Below are 13696 nucleotides of genomic sequence, written 5' to 3'. Positions count from 1 at the left end.
CGGCGGGCCATCGCGGCCCGCCTGCCTCCGGTCAGCGCAGGCTGACCGACGCGCCGCCGGCCGTCAGCGCCTTCATCGCGGCGCCGCCGACGGCCGCGCCGAACTTGCGCGCGACGCGGTTCGTCAGGCTTTCCTTCACCGTATAGTCGACGAGATCCGGCGCCTTCAGCACGTCGCGCGCGACCGTGTCGGTCGTGCCGTAACCATCCGCCAGCCCGAGCTCGACGCTCTTTTCGCCGGTCCAGAACAGCCCCGAGAACATGTCGGGCGTCTCGTGCAGCCGCTTGCCGCGGCCATCCTTCACGGCCTTGATGAACTGCGCGTGCACCTGGTCGAGCAATGCCTGCGCATGCGCGTCCATCTTCGGCGTTTCCGGCGAGAACGGGTCGTAGAAGCCCTTGTTTTCACCCGACGTATGCAGGCGCCGCTCGACGCCGAGCTTGCCCATCAGCCCGGTAAAGCCGAACCCGTCCATCAGCACGCCGATCGACCCGACGATGCTCGCCTTGTCGACGAAGATCTTGTCAGCCGCGGACGCGATGTAATAGCCGCCCGATGCGCACATGTCGGTCACGACGACATACAACGGTTTATCCGGATGCTTCGCGCGCAGCCGGCGGATCTCGTCGTAGACCATCCCGGCCTGCACCGGACTGCCGCCCGGGCTGTTGATCCGCAGCACGACACCGACCGTGCCGTCGTCGTCGAACGCGGCGTCGAGCGCCGTGTTGATGTCGTCGGCGTTTGCGTTGACGCCGGCCGCGATCTCGCCGTCGATCGTCACGAGCGCCGTATGCCGCCCGCTCGACGAGAACTTCGAATCGCTCGAGAAATCGATCAGCGCGAACGCGAACAGCACGAATACGGCGAGGAACGCGAAGCGGAAGAAGATCTTCCAGCGCCGCGCCGCGCGCTGCTCCTTGACGGCCGCGAGCGCGATCCGCTCGAGCGCGGCACGCTCCCAGTTCGGTTCACGGCTATCGGGACGGGAGGAAGAATCCGGGGAATTCGGTTGGTCGGCCATGCAGGATTGTCGTTAGTCGGTCGTGGCGGGAACGGCGGGACGCAGGTCGGCGTCGGGCACCCAGAATACCGCACGCCCGTCGGACGTGTCGCGCTCGTCGACCTCGACCGGCCGCAGGCGGCCGCCGCGGCACGGGCCGCCGACGCACTTGCCGGTGTTCGGCTCGTAGATCGCGCCATGCGTCGCGCACATCAGGTAGAGGCCCGAGGATTCGAAGAACTGCCCTTCGGCCCAGTCGAGCTCCATCGGGACATGCGCGCAGCGATTCAGGTAACCGTATGCCTGGCCTTCGTAGCGCACGAAGAACACGACGGCCTGCTCGCCGCGCAGCGTCGCATCGACGCGCACGCCGGCGCCGCCGTCTGCCAGCGCCTCCGATGCGCACACGCGCACGGCATCCGGCGCCGCGCTCATGCGTGCTCCCGCAGCCACGCGGCCAGCGCGCCGACGTCCGGCGCGACGAAGCGCGGCGCGAGCGCGGCCAGTGCGTCGGCCGTGTGCGCGCCATAGGCGACGCCGACGCCGGCGGCCCCGGCACTCGCGGCCATCTGCAAGTCGTGGGTCGTGTCGCCGATCATCACGGTGCGCGCCAGGTCCTGCCCCAATTCCCGGGACAGTTCGTGCAGCATCGCCGGATGCGGTTTCGAGAAGGTTTCGTCGGCGCAGCGCGTCGCATCGAACAGGCTCGTCAGCTTCGACTGGTCGAGCACGCGGTTCAACCCGACCCGACCCTTGCCGGTTGCAACGGCGAGCAGATAGCCCGTGTCGCGCAGCTCGGCGAGCAACTCGCGCACCCCGGCGAACAATTCGATGCGCTGGTCGTCGAGCAGATAGTGATAACGGTAGCGCTCGGCGAGCCGCGAATAGTCGGACGGATCGAGGGTCGGAGCCGTAATCTGCAGCGCATCGCGCAAGCCGAGGCCGATCACGTAGCGTGACGCCTCGTCGGACGGCGTGGGCAAGCCGAGATCGCGGCATGCGGCCTGGATGCTGTGCGCGATGTGCGCAGTCGAATCCATCAGCGTGCCGTCCCAGTCGAAGACGATCAGGTCAAATTGCTGTCGAGCCATGCGGTTCAGGCGGTATCGCGCAGTGCGCTGAGTTGATCGAGGAAGCGCCGGCATTCGTCCGGCAGCGGCGCATCGAACTGCAGTGCCTCGCCGGTCAGCGGGTGGGCGAGCCGCAGCCGGTAAGCATGCAGGAACATCCGTTTCAACGACGGCTGCGCATTCGCGCGCGCCAGCGCCTTGTTCAGTGCGAAATCGCCATACTTGGCGTCGCCGGCGATCGGCAGGCCGAGATGCGCGAGGTGCACCCGGATCTGATGGGTCCGACCCGTTTTGAGTTCCGCTTCGAGAAGCGCGTACTCGGGCCACAGGTCGACGAGATTGAACACCGTATGCGACGGCAGCCCGTCGTCCTGCACCCGCACGCGGCGCTCCCCTTCCGGGGTCGAATACTTGAACAGCGGCGCCTTCACCGCGCGGCGACGCCCCCAGTCCGACTGCCATTCACCATGGACGCACGCGAAGTAGCGCTTGTCCATCTTGTTCTCGCGAATCTGTTCGTGCAGGCCCACCAGCGCCGTGCGCTTCTTCGCGAGCATCAGGATCCCGGACGTCTCGCGGTCGAGCCGGTGCACGAGTTCGAGGAATTTCGCGCGCGGGCGCGCCTGGCGCATCTGCTCGATCACGCCGAACGCGACGCCGCTGCCGCCGTGGACCGCCACCCCGGCCGGCTTGTTGATGACGAGCATCGCGTCGTCCTCGAACAGCACGTCGAAGTGCGCGGGCGGCACGATGGTGGCTTCGGCACGCGCGAGGTCGGCGGCGGCCACGCGCACGGGCGGCACGCGGACGATGTCGCCGAATGCGAGCCGGTACTGCGCATCGACCCGGCCCTTGTTCACGCGCACTTCGCCGCTGCGCAGGATCCGGTAAATATGGCTTTTCGGCACGCCTTTACAGACGCGCAACAGGAAGTTGTCGATACGCTGACCGGCCGAGTTTTCGTCGATCTCGATCATCGATACCTGGCCGCTTGCGACCGAATTCTGGGATATTTTGCCTAACTCGTTCATACTGAATATAATTTTGCCCAGCCTGACGTTGCGGGCGGCCTCACCGGCCGGCCCGGACCAACCGGGCAAGGCGCAAGCGCAAACCGTTATTTTACTTGCGCCGGGGGTCTGCTGCTCGCCCCTAATCAAAGAGATGCAGCAAGTTGCACGCACGGCGCCGCCCGTCGGCAAGGATCGCGCCCACAGGCGGATTCGGTCGGCAAGGCGCCGCGGTAACGGAAAGTTGGTTGAAAAGAATTTGATCGGCAGCCCGACGGCGCGAAGTGCGTCCGCGCAGGCTGCCGGTTGCGAAAATTACGGCGTTGCGCCCGATTTGGCTCCGCGAAGCGTGCGGAGCCTGGCGACGTCAAACCAGGGAAGTACACCCCAGGCGGGAAAGTCGGGCTGGATTCGATACTCCCCGCTGCGGCCCGAGCCGCAGCATCTGCCGCCCGTTGGCACGCGCGTCGCACGACGACGCGCCCCGCGGCAGTGCCAGGCCTCAGGCTTAGCGCGCTTTGACAGCGTGCGGTGTGTGGACGCCGTGCTTTGAAGCCGTGTTCGCAGGTGCCCTATGGCCGCCGGCCCCGTCTTTCGGGCCCAAGCGCCTCTTCAGGCAATTCTCCCCGCCATCGTTCCCGCTCCAGCGTGCTCGTGACAACACAACAAGGCGCGGCCTGCCGTCGTTCCCGCCCTCGCGACTGACAACCGCGAGGCGCCGCCAGCAGAGCCGCCTGGAGTCGTTCATGAAACGCATGCTGTTCAATGCGACGCAGCAGGAGGAGCTGCGCGTCGCCATCGTCGATGGGCAGAAGCTCATCGACATCGACATCGAGACAGCCGGGCGCGAACAGCGCAAAGGCAATATCTACAAAGGTGTCATCACCCGTATCGAGCCGTCGCTCGAAGCGTGCTTCGTCAACTACGGCGAAGACCGCCACGGCTTCCTGCCGTTCAAGGAAGTCGCCCGCCAGTACTTCAAGGAAGGCATCGACATGCGCTCCGCGCGCATCCAGGATGCCCTGCGCGAAGGCCAGGAACTGATCGTCCAGGTCGAGAAGGAAGAGCGCGGCAACAAGGGCGCTGCCCTCACCACGTTCATCTCGCTCGCCGGCCGCTACCTGGTGCTGATGCCGAACAATCCGCGCGGTGGTGGCGTGTCGCGCCGGATCGAAGGCGACGAGCGTCAGGAACTGCGTGAGACGATGGCGCAACTGCAGATCCCGGACGGCATGAGCATGATCGCCCGTACCGCGGGCATCGGCCGCAGCGCCGAGGAACTGCAGTGGGACCTGAACTACCTGCTGCAACTGTGGCGTGCGATCGAAGCGGCGTCGCAAAGCGGCAACCCCGGCCAGCCGATGCTGATCTATCTGGAATCGAGCCTCGTGATCCGCGCGATCCGGGACTATTTCCAGCCCGACATCGGCGAAATCCTGATCGACACGAACGAAATCCACGATCAGGCCCGCGCATTCATGGACATCGTGATGCCGGACAACGTCGCGAAGGTGAAGCGCTACCACGACGACGTGCCGCTGTTCTCCCGCTTCCAGATCGAACACCAGATCGAAACCGCGTACTCGCGCACGGTGCCGCTGCCGTCGGGTGGCGCGATCGTGATCGACCACACCGAAGCGCTCGTCGCGATCGACGTGAACTCGGCGCGGGCGACCAAGGGCGCGGACATCGAGGAAACGGCGACCCGCACGAACCTCGAAGCGGCCGACGAAGTCGCCCGCCAGCTCCGCCTGCGCGACCTCGGCGGCCTGATCGTGATCGATTTCATCGACATGGAATCGGCGAAGAGCCAGCGCGAAGTCGAGCAGCGCCTGAAAGACGCGCTCAAGCATGACCGCGCGCGCGTCCAGATGGGCAAGATCTCCCGCTTCGGCCTGATGGAACTGTCGCGCCAGCGCCTGCGTCCGGCCCTGTCGGAAGGCAGCCACGTGACCTGCCCGCGTTGTAACGGCACCGGTCACATTCGCGATACCGAATCGTCCGCGCTGCAGGTTCTGCGGATCATTCAGGAAGAAGCGATGAAGGAAAACACCGCGGCGATCCACTGCCAGGTGCCGGTCGAGGTGACCGCCTTCCTGCTCAACGAAAAGCGTCAGGAAATCAACAAGATCGAGTCGCGCTTCAAGGTCGGCATCGTGCTGATCCCGAACAAGCACCTCGATACGCCGCACTACAAGCTCGAGCGCCTGCGCCACGACGATGCACGTCTCGACGACCCGCGCGCGTCCTGGAAGATGGCCGAGGAAGCCGCCCGCGAACTCGAGTCGGAAACCGGCTACAGCAAGCGCGCGGCGGAAGTGAAGCCGAAGCAGGAAGCCGCGGTCAAGGGCATCACGCCCGAGCGTCCGGCCCCGAGCCCGGCACCGCAGCGCCCGGTCGAACCCGTTGCAGCGCCCGCGCCTGTCGCGCCGGCAACCGGCGGCTTCATCGGCTGGCTGAAGGGTCTGTTCGGCGTATCGCCGGCGCCCGCACCCGCACCGGTTGCTCCGGCCCCGGCGAAGGAGCAGGCAGCCCGTCCGGCTCGCGGCGAACGCGCCGAGAAGTCCGAGCAACGCGGCGAACGCGGCGGCGATCGCAACCGCAACCGTCGCGGCGGCGCCCAGCAGGCACAAGGCGGCCGCGACCAGGTCGCGGCAGGCCGTGGCCAGTCGCAACGCCAGGAGCGCGAAGCCAAGGAAGTGCGCGAACCGCGTGAGGGTCGTGAGCCGCGTGAAGGCCGCGAACCGCGCGAGGGTCGTGAACCGCGTGAAGGTCGCGAGAACCGCGAAGGTCGCGAGGGCCGTAGCCCGCGCGAAGGCCGCGAGCCGCGTGAAAGCCGTGAGCCGCGCGAACCGCGTGAGAACCGCGAACCGCGCGAGCGTGTCGAGCAGCCGGAAGGCGTCGAAGCAGCCGGTCGTGGCGAACGCCAGGAACGTCGCGAGCGCGGCGAGCGCCGCAAGCCGACGCAGCATGCGGCCACGCTGGAAACCGTGACCCGTGGCGAAACCCATCCGGAACCGGAAGCCGACAAGGCCGTCGCGGAAGCCCTGCCCGGCGCCGAGCTGGCAGCCGATGCGGAAGCCGGCGCGCGTGATGGCGAGGAGCGTCGCCGCCGCCGTCGCGGCCGCCGCGGCGGTCGTCGCGAGCGCGAGGAAGACGGTGCAGTCGTCGACCACGCCGAGCAAGGCGCAGAAGGCGAAGTGACGGTGCAAGCCGTGACGCCGGAAGCACCGGCTGCTGCCGAACCGGCCCACCCGGCCGCACCGGCAGTCGTCGTGGCAGCCGCCGCGGCAAGCGCAGTCGTCGCCGAAGCCGTGGTCGAGCACCATGCCGAACCGGCAGCACCGGCCGCTGTCGAGCCGCAGCCGGCACCGGTACACGTCGAAGCAGCGCCGGTCGAAGCAGCAGTGGCCGCCCAGGCAGCAGAACCGGCACCGGCCGCACCGGCCGTCGATACGGAAGCCGGTCCGGCTCCGGTCGCGGTCTCGCCGACCGACGCGTTCGAAGTGCCGGCAGCACCTGCCGCCGTCGAGGCGCCGCAGCCGGCCCCCGTCGAGCAAGCCGCACCGGCCGTGACGACCGAAGCCGCTCCGGTGGCTGCGGAGCCGGCCCATGTCGAAGCTGCGCCGGTCGAGGCCGTCGCCGCACCGGCACCGGCCCCGACTCCGGCCTCCGCCCAACCGGCAGCCGCGCCCGCTTCGGCGAGCCTGGATACCGTGCTGGAGCAGGCTGGTCTCGTCTGGGTGAACACGGACGCCGACAAGTTCGCCGCTGCGCAGGAAGCCGCGTCGCGCCTCCCGCGTCCGGCTCGCGTGCCGCGCGAACGCAAGGCGCTTCCGCCGGTCGATACGGCCCCGATGCAGCAGGTCGAAACGACGCAACACTGATCGACGCATCGTCCGACCAGGAAAAGCCCGCCTCCGGCGGGCTTTTTCATGTCCGCGCTGCGGGTTTCCCCGCCCACCGGACCCGTCCGCCGCTTACGGCTAAAATAGAGGTCTGGTTCGCACTTCTTTCAACATGTCCCGACGCATCATTCCTCTCGCCGACGTCAGCGGGATGCCGGACGTCTCCGGCGTCGCGCACGCCCCGGACGGCACGCTGGCCGACACGTTCGCCAGGCCGCTGCGCGACCTGCGCATTTCGGTGACGGATCGCTGCAACTTCCGCTGCGTGTATTGCATGCCGCGCGCCGTCTTCGACAAGGACTACCCGTTCCTGCCGCACAGCGCGCTGCTCACGCACGAGGAAATCGAACGCGTGGCGCGACTCTTTGTCGCACACGGCGTCGAGAAGATCCGCATCACGGGCGGCGAGCCGCTGCTGCGCAAGAATCTCGAATTCCTGATCGAGCGCCTCGCCCGCCTGACCACGCACGACGGCCGCCCGCTCGACCTGACGCTCACGACCAACGGTTCGCTGCTCGCCCGCAAGGCGCGCGCGCTGAAGGACGCCGGGCTCACGCGCGTGACGGTCAGCCTCGATGCGCTCGACGATACGTTGTTCAAGCGCATGAACGATGCCGAGTTCGCGAGCGCCGACGTGCTCGACGGCATCTTCGCGGCCCAGGCCGTGGGTCTCGCGCCGGTCAAGGTCAACATGGTCGTGAAGCGCGGCACCAACGACAGCGAGATCCTGCCGATGGCCGAGCGTTTCCGCGGCACCGGCGTCATCCTGCGCTTCATCGAATACATGGACGTCGGCACGTCGAACGGCTGGAACATGACCGAGGTGCTGCCATCGGCCGACGTCATCGCACGAATCGCCGAACACTTCCCGCTTGTGCCGCTCGATCCGCACACGGCGGCAGAAACCGCGCAGCGCTGGGGTTATGCGGACGGCGGCGGCGAGATCGGCGTGATTTCCAGCGTCACGCAGGCCTTCTGCGGCGACTGCACGCGCGCGCGGCTGTCGACTGAAGGCAAGCTGTACCTGTGCCTGTTCGCGTCGACCGGCCACGACCTGCGCGCGCTCGTGCGCGGCGGCGCGAGCGATGCCGAGATCGCGACCGCGATCGCCCGCATCTGGCAGGCCCGCACCGACCGTTATTCGCAGCTGCGCGGCAGCGCGTCGGCCGACGCCGTGCCCGACGGCGCCGGCAAGCGGGTCGAGATGTCGTATATCGGCGGCTGACGCACGCTGCCCATCCCGCCCGTTTACCATGCCCGCTTCCGTCTCTCCCTCGATCGCCGGCCTGCTGCTCGCAGGCGGACGTGCCACACGCATGGACGGCGTCGACAAGGGCCTGCAGTTGCTCGACGGTACGCCGCTCGCGCTGCACGTGCTGCGCCGGCTCTCGCCGCAGGTCGACGAGACGCTGATCAGCGCGAATCGCCATGCCGATCGCTACGCCGAACTCGGTGCGCCATTCGACGCGCGCATCGTCGCGGACGAAACACCCGACTTCCCCGGCCCGCTCGCGGGCCTGCTTGCCGGCATGCGGGCGGCACGCGCGCCGCTCGTCGCGTGCTCGCCATGCGATACACCCTATCTGCCGGCCGACCTTGTCGCACGGTTGCAGGCGGCGCTCGACGCGCGGCAGGCCGACATCGCCATGGCGGTGACCGTCGACGCGCAACACGTGCGCTCGCCGCAGCCGACGTTCGCGCTGCTGCGCACGTCGCTGGCCGACGATCTCGCCGCCCGGCTCGCCGCCGGCGACCGCAAGGTGCGTGCGTGGTACGCACGCCACAAGACGGTCGAAGTCGAGTTTCACGACGAGCGTGCGTTTTACAATGCCAACTCCTGGCAGGAACTCGCCGCGCTGGCCCGCCGCTGACGGCACCCGTGCGGTTCCCGCCCGCCGCCCGCGCAACCCGCGCCCAGGCACCCTCCTCGCGCCACCGGCCACGAACCCGATACGCCTTGCGGCGCAGTCCGACTGATGATCACGCAATCCTCGCCCGCCCCCCGAACCGCACCCGATTCCGAGGGCCCGCTGTCGCTTGCCGACGCGCAGGCGCTCGCGTGCCGCTTCGCGGTGCCGGTCGACGCGTGTGACACGGTGACGCTGCGCGATGCACTCGACCGCGTGCTCGCGGCCGACGTGAACGCCCCGTTCGACATTCCCGCGTACGACAACTCGGCGATGGACGGCTATGCGTTCGACGGCAGTATGGGCACGCACGCATCGCCGCAAGCGGAGGTCACGCTGGCGGTCACCGGCACCGCGCTCGCCGGCCATCCGTTCGACGGCACCGCGGCGGCCGGATCATGCGTGCGCATCATGACAGGCGCGCCGATGCCGGCCGGCTGCGACACGGTGATTCCGCAGGAACGCGTGCACGTCGACGGCGACACGATCCACTTCGCCGCCCACGACATCGCGCGCGGCGCGAACTGCCGCAAGGCCGGCGAGGATCTCGCGCGCGGCGCGTGCGCACTTGCCGCCGGCCGCATCCTGCGGCCGTCCGATCTCGGCCTGCTCGCGTCGTTCGGCATTACCGACGTTTCGGTGCGCCGGCGCGTGCGCGTCGCCGTGTTCTCCACCGGCGACGAACTGCGCGAGCCCGGCGAGCCGCTCAGCCCTGGCGCACTGTATGACAGCAACCGCGGGATGCTGATCGCGATGCTCGAAAGGCTGCATGTCGACGCGGTCGATCTCGGGATCGTCCGTGACGACCCGGCCGCGCTCGAAGCCGCCTTGCGCAGCGCGGTCGCCGCGCAGGCCGACGCGGTGATCACGTCGGGGGGCGTATCGGGCGGCGAAGCCGACTTCACGCGCGACGTCATGGCACGGCTCGGCGACGTGACGTTCGCCAGCCTCGCGCTGCGCCCAGGCCGGCCGCTCGCATGCGGCACGCTCGCACGCGCCGCCGACGGCGCCGGTCACACGCTGTTCTTCGGGCTGCCCGGCAATCCGGTCGCGTCTGCCGTGACGTTCTACGCGATCGTGCGCCCCGCGCTGCTGACGCTGGCCGGCGCGCAAGCGCAGCCGCCGGCGATGCATACCGCACTCAGCACGCAAGCGCTGAAGACCCGCCCGGGCCGCACCGACTACCTGCGCGGCATCGCGACGCGCGCCGCCGACGGCCGCTGGCACGTCGCGCCGGCCGGCTCGCAGAGTTCCGCGTCGCTGAGCGGCCTTTCGGCCGCCAACTGTTTCATCGTCCTGGGCCACGATACCGCGGCAGTCGACGCGGGCACCCCGGTCGACATCCTGCCGCTCGACGGCCTGATCTGAATTCCACTATCGGTATATCTCTACGGGGGCAATCCGCACATGAAGAAACAAATTTCGTCGATCGCCGCGGGGCAGACCGCAAAAGCGCTGATCCTCGTCTACCTGACGTTCAGCGTCCCGATCGTGCTGCTCGGCATTCTCGTCGCCTACGTCCGCTACGGGATGGTCGAACTGAGCACGATCCTGAGCGCGCTGCTGCTGAACGCCATCCTCGGCTTCGTGCTGCTGTGGATCGCATGCCACGCGTACAACTGGGTCGCATCGCGCTTCGGCGGCATCGAGATCGTGCTGTCCGACCCGCCGGAAGAAGCGTGAGCGGCGCACCGCTGATCCGCGCGGCCCAGGCAGGCGACGTCGGCGCGATCCTCGCGCTGATGCGCGAACTGGCCGAGTTCGAGAAGCTCGCGCACCTGTTCGTCGCGACCGAGGCCGATCTCGCCGACGCGCTGTTCGGCGAGCACCCCGCCGCCGAGGCAAGGGTGGCCGAGCACGACGGCGCGATCGTCGCGTATGCGCTGTTCTTCCACAATTATTCGACGTTCCTCGGCCGTCGCGGCCTCTATCTCGAGGACCTGTACGTGCAGCCGTCGCAGCGCTGCACGGGCCTCGGCACCGCGATGCTGCGCCACCTCGCCGCCCTGGCCGTCGAGCGCCGTTGCGGACGCTTCGAATGGTCGGTCCTCGACTGGAACCAGCCGGCGATCGATTTCTACGAAAAGATGGGCGCAACCGTGCTGCCCGACTGGCGCATCGTTCGTGTCACGGGCGACGCACTGGATACGCTCGCCGGGCATTGACGGCGAGCCGGCCACGCCGGCCATCGCGTCAAAAGAAAACGGGCGCCGCGGCGCCCGTTTTTGCTTTCCTGCCGATGTCGGCCATGTGCGTCATGCGTCGTCCGCATCGGCACCGTCGGCCCCTTCCGCACCCAGCAGCCCTGCCGCCGTATCGCCCGGCAGCGCTTCGACCTGCTTCAGCTTGCGGTTCATCACGCGCGTGCGCTGCTCGGCGGCCTCGATCGAGCGCGTGACCGTTTCGAGCTGCGACTTCGTGCGCGCGAGCACGTCGCCGAACTTGCCGAACTCCGTCTTCACCGCCCCGAGCACCTGCCACACCTCGCTCGACCGCTGCTCGATCGCGAGCGTACGGAAACCCATCTGCAGGCTGTTCAACAGTGCGGTGAGCGTCGTCGGGCCGGCGACCGTCACGCGATAGTCGCGCTGCAGCAGGTCGGTCAGCCCCGGGCGACGCAGGATCTCCGCATAGAGCCCCTCGGTCGGCAGGAACAGCAGCGCGAAATCGGTCGTGTGCGGCGGCGCCACATACTTCTCGGCGATCGTGCGCGCCTCCAGCCGCACGCGTGCCTCGAGCGCGCGAGCCGCTTCCTCGACCGCCACCGCATCGGCACGCTCCTGCGCGTCAATCAGTCGCTCGTAGTCCTCGCGCGGGAATTTCGCGTCGATCGGCAGCCACACGGGCGGCGCGTCACGCGTGCCGGCCTCGCGCCCCGGTAGCCGGATTGCGAACTCGACGCGTTCGCTGCTCTTCGGCACCGTCGCGACGTTCTTCGCGTACTGCTCGGGCGTCAGCATCTGTTCGAGCAGCGCCTCGAGCTGCACTTCGCCCCAGGTGCCGCGCGTCTTCACGTTGGTCAGCACCTTCTTCAGGTCGCCAACGCCTGCCGCGAGCGTCTGCATCTCGCCGAGCCCGCGATGCACCTGCTCGAGCCGGTCCGACACGAGCTTGAACGATTCGCCGAGCCGCTGCTCGAGCGTCGCGTGCAGTTTCTCGTCGACGGTGCGGCGCATCTCCTCGAGCTTCGCCGCGTTGTTCGTCTCGATTTCCTTCAGCCGCTGCTCGAGCGTCGCGCGCACCTCGCCGATCCGGCGGTCGTTCGCTTCGGTCAGTTGCGTGAGCTGCCGGTTCAACGTGTCGCCGAACAGCCTGAGCGCGCCCGTCTGCTCCTCGCGCGCCTGCTGCGCCTGGCGCTGCACGCTTTCGCGCATCGCGTCGAACTGCTGCGCATTGCCGGCGACGAGCTTGCCGAGCTGCTGGGCAAACCCCTCGATCTGGTTGTTCTGCACAGTGGCCACGCTCGTCAGTTGCGCGGCGAGCGTCTGCTGAAGCTGCGCGAAGCTGCCGGCCAGCTCGGTGCGCGAACCGCGCGCGTTCTCGACGATCTCGCCGCGCAATTCGCGTTCGAGCCGCTCGACTGCGCGCGCCTGCGCATGCGCGGCGTCCTCGATCTGGTCGCCGAGTATCGCCGCATCGTCGTGGCGGCCACCGCCACGCACGAGCGCGACGATCGCCACCGCAAGCGCGACGGCCAGCACGACGACCGCCGCAAGCAACAACGTCATCGTCATGCGCGCGGCTTCCCGATCACGTCAGGGTTGATCGGATTCGGCGGCTGCCCCGCGCGCGGCCCCTCGCCCAGCGCGGCGATCAGGTTGTCGGCGGCAAGGTTCGCCATCGCGCGGCGCGTCTTTTCGGTCGCGCTTGCGATATGCGGCGTCAGCACGACGTTCGGCACCTCGAGCAGTGCCGGATGGACCGTCGGCTCGCCCTCGTACACGTCGAGGCCGGCCGCGGCGATCGTCCCGTCGCGCAGCGCGACGGCCAGCGCCGCGTCGTCGACGATCCCGCCGCGCGCGATGTTGGTCAGCGTCGCGGTGGGCTTCATCTTCGCGAGCTCGGCCGCGCCGATCGTGTGATGGTTCTCCTTCGTGTACGGCAGCACGAGCACGACGTGATCGGCGCGGGCAAGCAGCGCGTCCTTCGACACGTATTCGGCATTGAGCTCGGCTTCGATCTCGGGCGCGACCCGCGACCGGTTGTGATAGATCACCTGCATCCCGAAGCCGCGCGCGCGGCGCGCGAGCGCCTGGCCGATGCGCCCCATCCCGATGACGCCGAGCGTCGAGCCGTAGATGTCGCTGCCGAGGAAACCGTCGTACGCCCACTTCTGCCAGTGGCCGGCGCGCAGCCAGTGCTCGGACTCGGCGATCCGGCGGGCCGCGGCCATCATCAGCGCCCAGCCGAAATCGGCGGTCGACTCGTTCAGCACGTCGGGCGTGTTGGTGCCGAGCACGTTCGCCGCGTTGAACGCGGCCATGTCGAAATTGTTGTAGCCGACCGCCATGTTCGCCACGACGCGCAGGCGCGGCGCTGCCGCGAGCTCCGCCGCGCCGACCGGATCGCCGGCCGTCAGCGCGCCGTCCTTGTCGGCCAGACGCGCGGCGAGCGCGTCGGGCGCGAGTGCGTCGCCGTTGTTCCAGTCGACGTCGAAATACTGCTTGAGCCGCTCGATCACGTCCGGAAAGATCGGACGCGCGACCAGGATCTTCTGCATCGCCATCTCCGCATGCCACGGACGGATCGTCGCGCGCCATGCGCCGCCGGGACCGCCCGCTCTAGGTTGAAAATCGTC

Annotated in this window: 12 protein-coding genes; 6 read left to right on the top strand and 6 right to left on the bottom strand. The window is 68.5% G+C overall.

The features are described from left to right. Positions 1 to 31: 31 nt before the first annotated feature. Genes CFB41_RS05445 through CFB41_RS05430 form a run of 4 tightly spaced genes read right to left on the bottom strand, consistent with a single transcriptional unit; the run spans position 32 to position 3104 of the window. A complete protein-coding gene (locus CFB41_RS05445) occupies positions 32 to 1024 on the bottom strand; it encodes a S49 family peptidase (RefSeq protein ID WP_089439539.1) in 993 nt (330 codons plus the stop codon). Between the two features lie 12 nt (positions 1025 to 1036). After that, complete coding sequence (locus tag CFB41_RS05440) at positions 1037 to 1438, bottom strand: Rieske 2Fe-2S domain-containing protein (protein WP_089455833.1); 402 nt, start codon at positions 1436 to 1438, stop codon at positions 1037 to 1039. Continuing rightward, a complete protein-coding gene (locus CFB41_RS05435; RefSeq protein ID WP_089439537.1) occupies positions 1435 to 2094 on the bottom strand; it encodes an HAD-IA family hydrolase in 660 nt (219 codons plus the stop codon). Before CFB41_RS05435 ends, CFB41_RS05440 begins: the two co-directional genes overlap by 4 nt. Before the next feature lie 5 nt (positions 2095 to 2099). Continuing rightward, positions 2100 to 3104, bottom strand: a complete 1005-nt coding sequence (locus CFB41_RS05430; RefSeq protein WP_039348433.1) for an RluA family pseudouridine synthase — start codon at positions 3102 to 3104, stop codon at positions 2100 to 2102. Between the two features lie 725 nt (positions 3105 to 3829). Here CFB41_RS05430 and CFB41_RS05425 point away from each other — a divergent pair. The 6 genes from CFB41_RS05425 to CFB41_RS05400 all read left to right on the top strand — a co-directional run bounded on the left by CFB41_RS05425 (position 3830) and on the right by CFB41_RS05400 (position 11063). After that, positions 3830 to 6970: an Rne/Rng family ribonuclease gene (locus CFB41_RS05425; RefSeq protein WP_089455832.1), complete on the top strand. Its 3141-nt coding sequence runs from the start codon at positions 3830 to 3832 to the stop codon at positions 6968 to 6970. A gap of 133 nt (positions 6971 to 7103) precedes the next feature. Then, positions 7104 to 8216 carry a GTP 3',8-cyclase MoaA gene (gene moaA, locus CFB41_RS05420; RefSeq protein ID WP_089424839.1) on the top strand — a complete coding sequence of 371 codons (1113 nt, stop codon included), beginning with the start codon at positions 7104 to 7106 and terminating at the stop codon, positions 8214 to 8216. A gap of 28 nt (positions 8217 to 8244) precedes the next feature. Further along, positions 8245 to 8862: a molybdenum cofactor guanylyltransferase MobA gene (mobA, locus tag CFB41_RS05415; protein WP_089455831.1), complete on the top strand. Its 618-nt coding sequence runs from the start codon at positions 8245 to 8247 to the stop codon at positions 8860 to 8862. Positions 8863 to 8967: 105 nt separating this feature from the next. After that, complete coding sequence (gene glp / locus CFB41_RS05410) at positions 8968 to 10266, top strand: gephyrin-like molybdotransferase Glp (RefSeq protein ID WP_089455830.1); 1299 nt, start codon at positions 8968 to 8970, stop codon at positions 10264 to 10266. 39 nt (positions 10267 to 10305) lie between these two features. Then, positions 10306 to 10581 (top strand): hypothetical protein, encoded by a 276-nt coding sequence (locus tag CFB41_RS05405; RefSeq protein ID WP_006401288.1) that lies wholly within the window; start codon positions 10306 to 10308, stop codon positions 10579 to 10581. Next, positions 10578 to 11063 carry a GNAT family N-acetyltransferase gene (locus CFB41_RS05400; protein WP_089455829.1) on the top strand — a complete coding sequence of 162 codons (486 nt, stop codon included), beginning with the start codon at positions 10578 to 10580 and terminating at the stop codon, positions 11061 to 11063. The genes CFB41_RS05405 and CFB41_RS05400 overlap by 4 nt, the downstream gene beginning before the upstream one ends. Positions 11064 to 11153: 90 nt before the next feature. Here the strand turns inward: CFB41_RS05400 and rmuC are convergent, their stop codons facing one another. Both rmuC and CFB41_RS05390 read right to left on the bottom strand, forming a co-directional pair. After that, positions 11154 to 12632 carry a DNA recombination protein RmuC gene (gene rmuC / locus CFB41_RS05395; RefSeq protein WP_089430778.1) on the bottom strand — a complete coding sequence of 493 codons (1479 nt, stop codon included), beginning with the start codon at positions 12630 to 12632 and terminating at the stop codon, positions 11154 to 11156. Further along, positions 12629 to 13618, bottom strand: coding sequence for a D-glycerate dehydrogenase (locus CFB41_RS05390; RefSeq protein WP_043183100.1), 990 nt, complete (start codon positions 13616 to 13618; stop codon positions 12629 to 12631). The genes rmuC and CFB41_RS05390 overlap by 4 nt, the downstream gene beginning before the upstream one ends. Positions 13619 to 13696 lie beyond the last annotated feature (78 nt).

This window comes from Burkholderia sp. AU33803 (assembly GCF_002223095.1).
Taxonomy (GTDB): domain Bacteria; phylum Pseudomonadota; class Gammaproteobacteria; order Burkholderiales; family Burkholderiaceae; genus Burkholderia.
This window is presented reverse-complemented; position numbering and strand designations above follow the sequence as displayed.

What these genes read in the sequence shown, in the direction of transcription:
- CFB41_RS05435 (WP_089439537.1), bottom strand. Translation starts at nt 2,094, where the DNA reads ATGGCTCGACAGCAATTTGACCTGATCGTCTTCGACTGGGACGGCACG.
- rmuC (WP_089430778.1), bottom strand. Translation starts at nt 12,632, where the DNA reads ATGACGATGACGTTGTTGCTTGCGGCGGTCGTCGTGCTGGCCGTCGCG.
- CFB41_RS05445 (WP_089439539.1), bottom strand. Translation starts at nt 1,024, where the DNA reads ATGGCCGACCAACCGAATTCCCCGGATTCTTCCTCCCGTCCCGATAGC.
- CFB41_RS05425 (WP_089455832.1), top strand. Translation starts at nt 3,830, where the DNA reads ATGAAACGCATGCTGTTCAATGCGACGCAGCAGGAGGAGCTGCGCGTC.
- mobA (WP_089455831.1), top strand. Translation starts at nt 8,245, where the DNA reads ATGCCCGCTTCCGTCTCTCCCTCGATCGCCGGCCTGCTGCTCGCAGGC.
- CFB41_RS05430 (WP_039348433.1), bottom strand. Translation starts at nt 3,104, where the DNA reads ATGAACGAGTTAGGCAAAATATCCCAGAATTCGGTCGCAAGCGGCCAG.
- CFB41_RS05390 (WP_043183100.1), bottom strand. Translation starts at nt 13,618, where the DNA reads ATGCAGAAGATCCTGGTCGCGCGTCCGATCTTTCCGGACGTGATCGAG.
- CFB41_RS05440 (WP_089455833.1), bottom strand. Translation starts at nt 1,438, where the DNA reads ATGAGCGCGGCGCCGGATGCCGTGCGCGTGTGCGCATCGGAGGCGCTG.
- glp (WP_089455830.1), top strand. Translation starts at nt 8,968, where the DNA reads ATGATCACGCAATCCTCGCCCGCCCCCCGAACCGCACCCGATTCCGAG.
- moaA (WP_089424839.1), top strand. Translation starts at nt 7,104, where the DNA reads ATGTCCCGACGCATCATTCCTCTCGCCGACGTCAGCGGGATGCCGGAC.
- CFB41_RS05405 (WP_006401288.1), top strand. Translation starts at nt 10,306, where the DNA reads ATGAAGAAACAAATTTCGTCGATCGCCGCGGGGCAGACCGCAAAAGCG.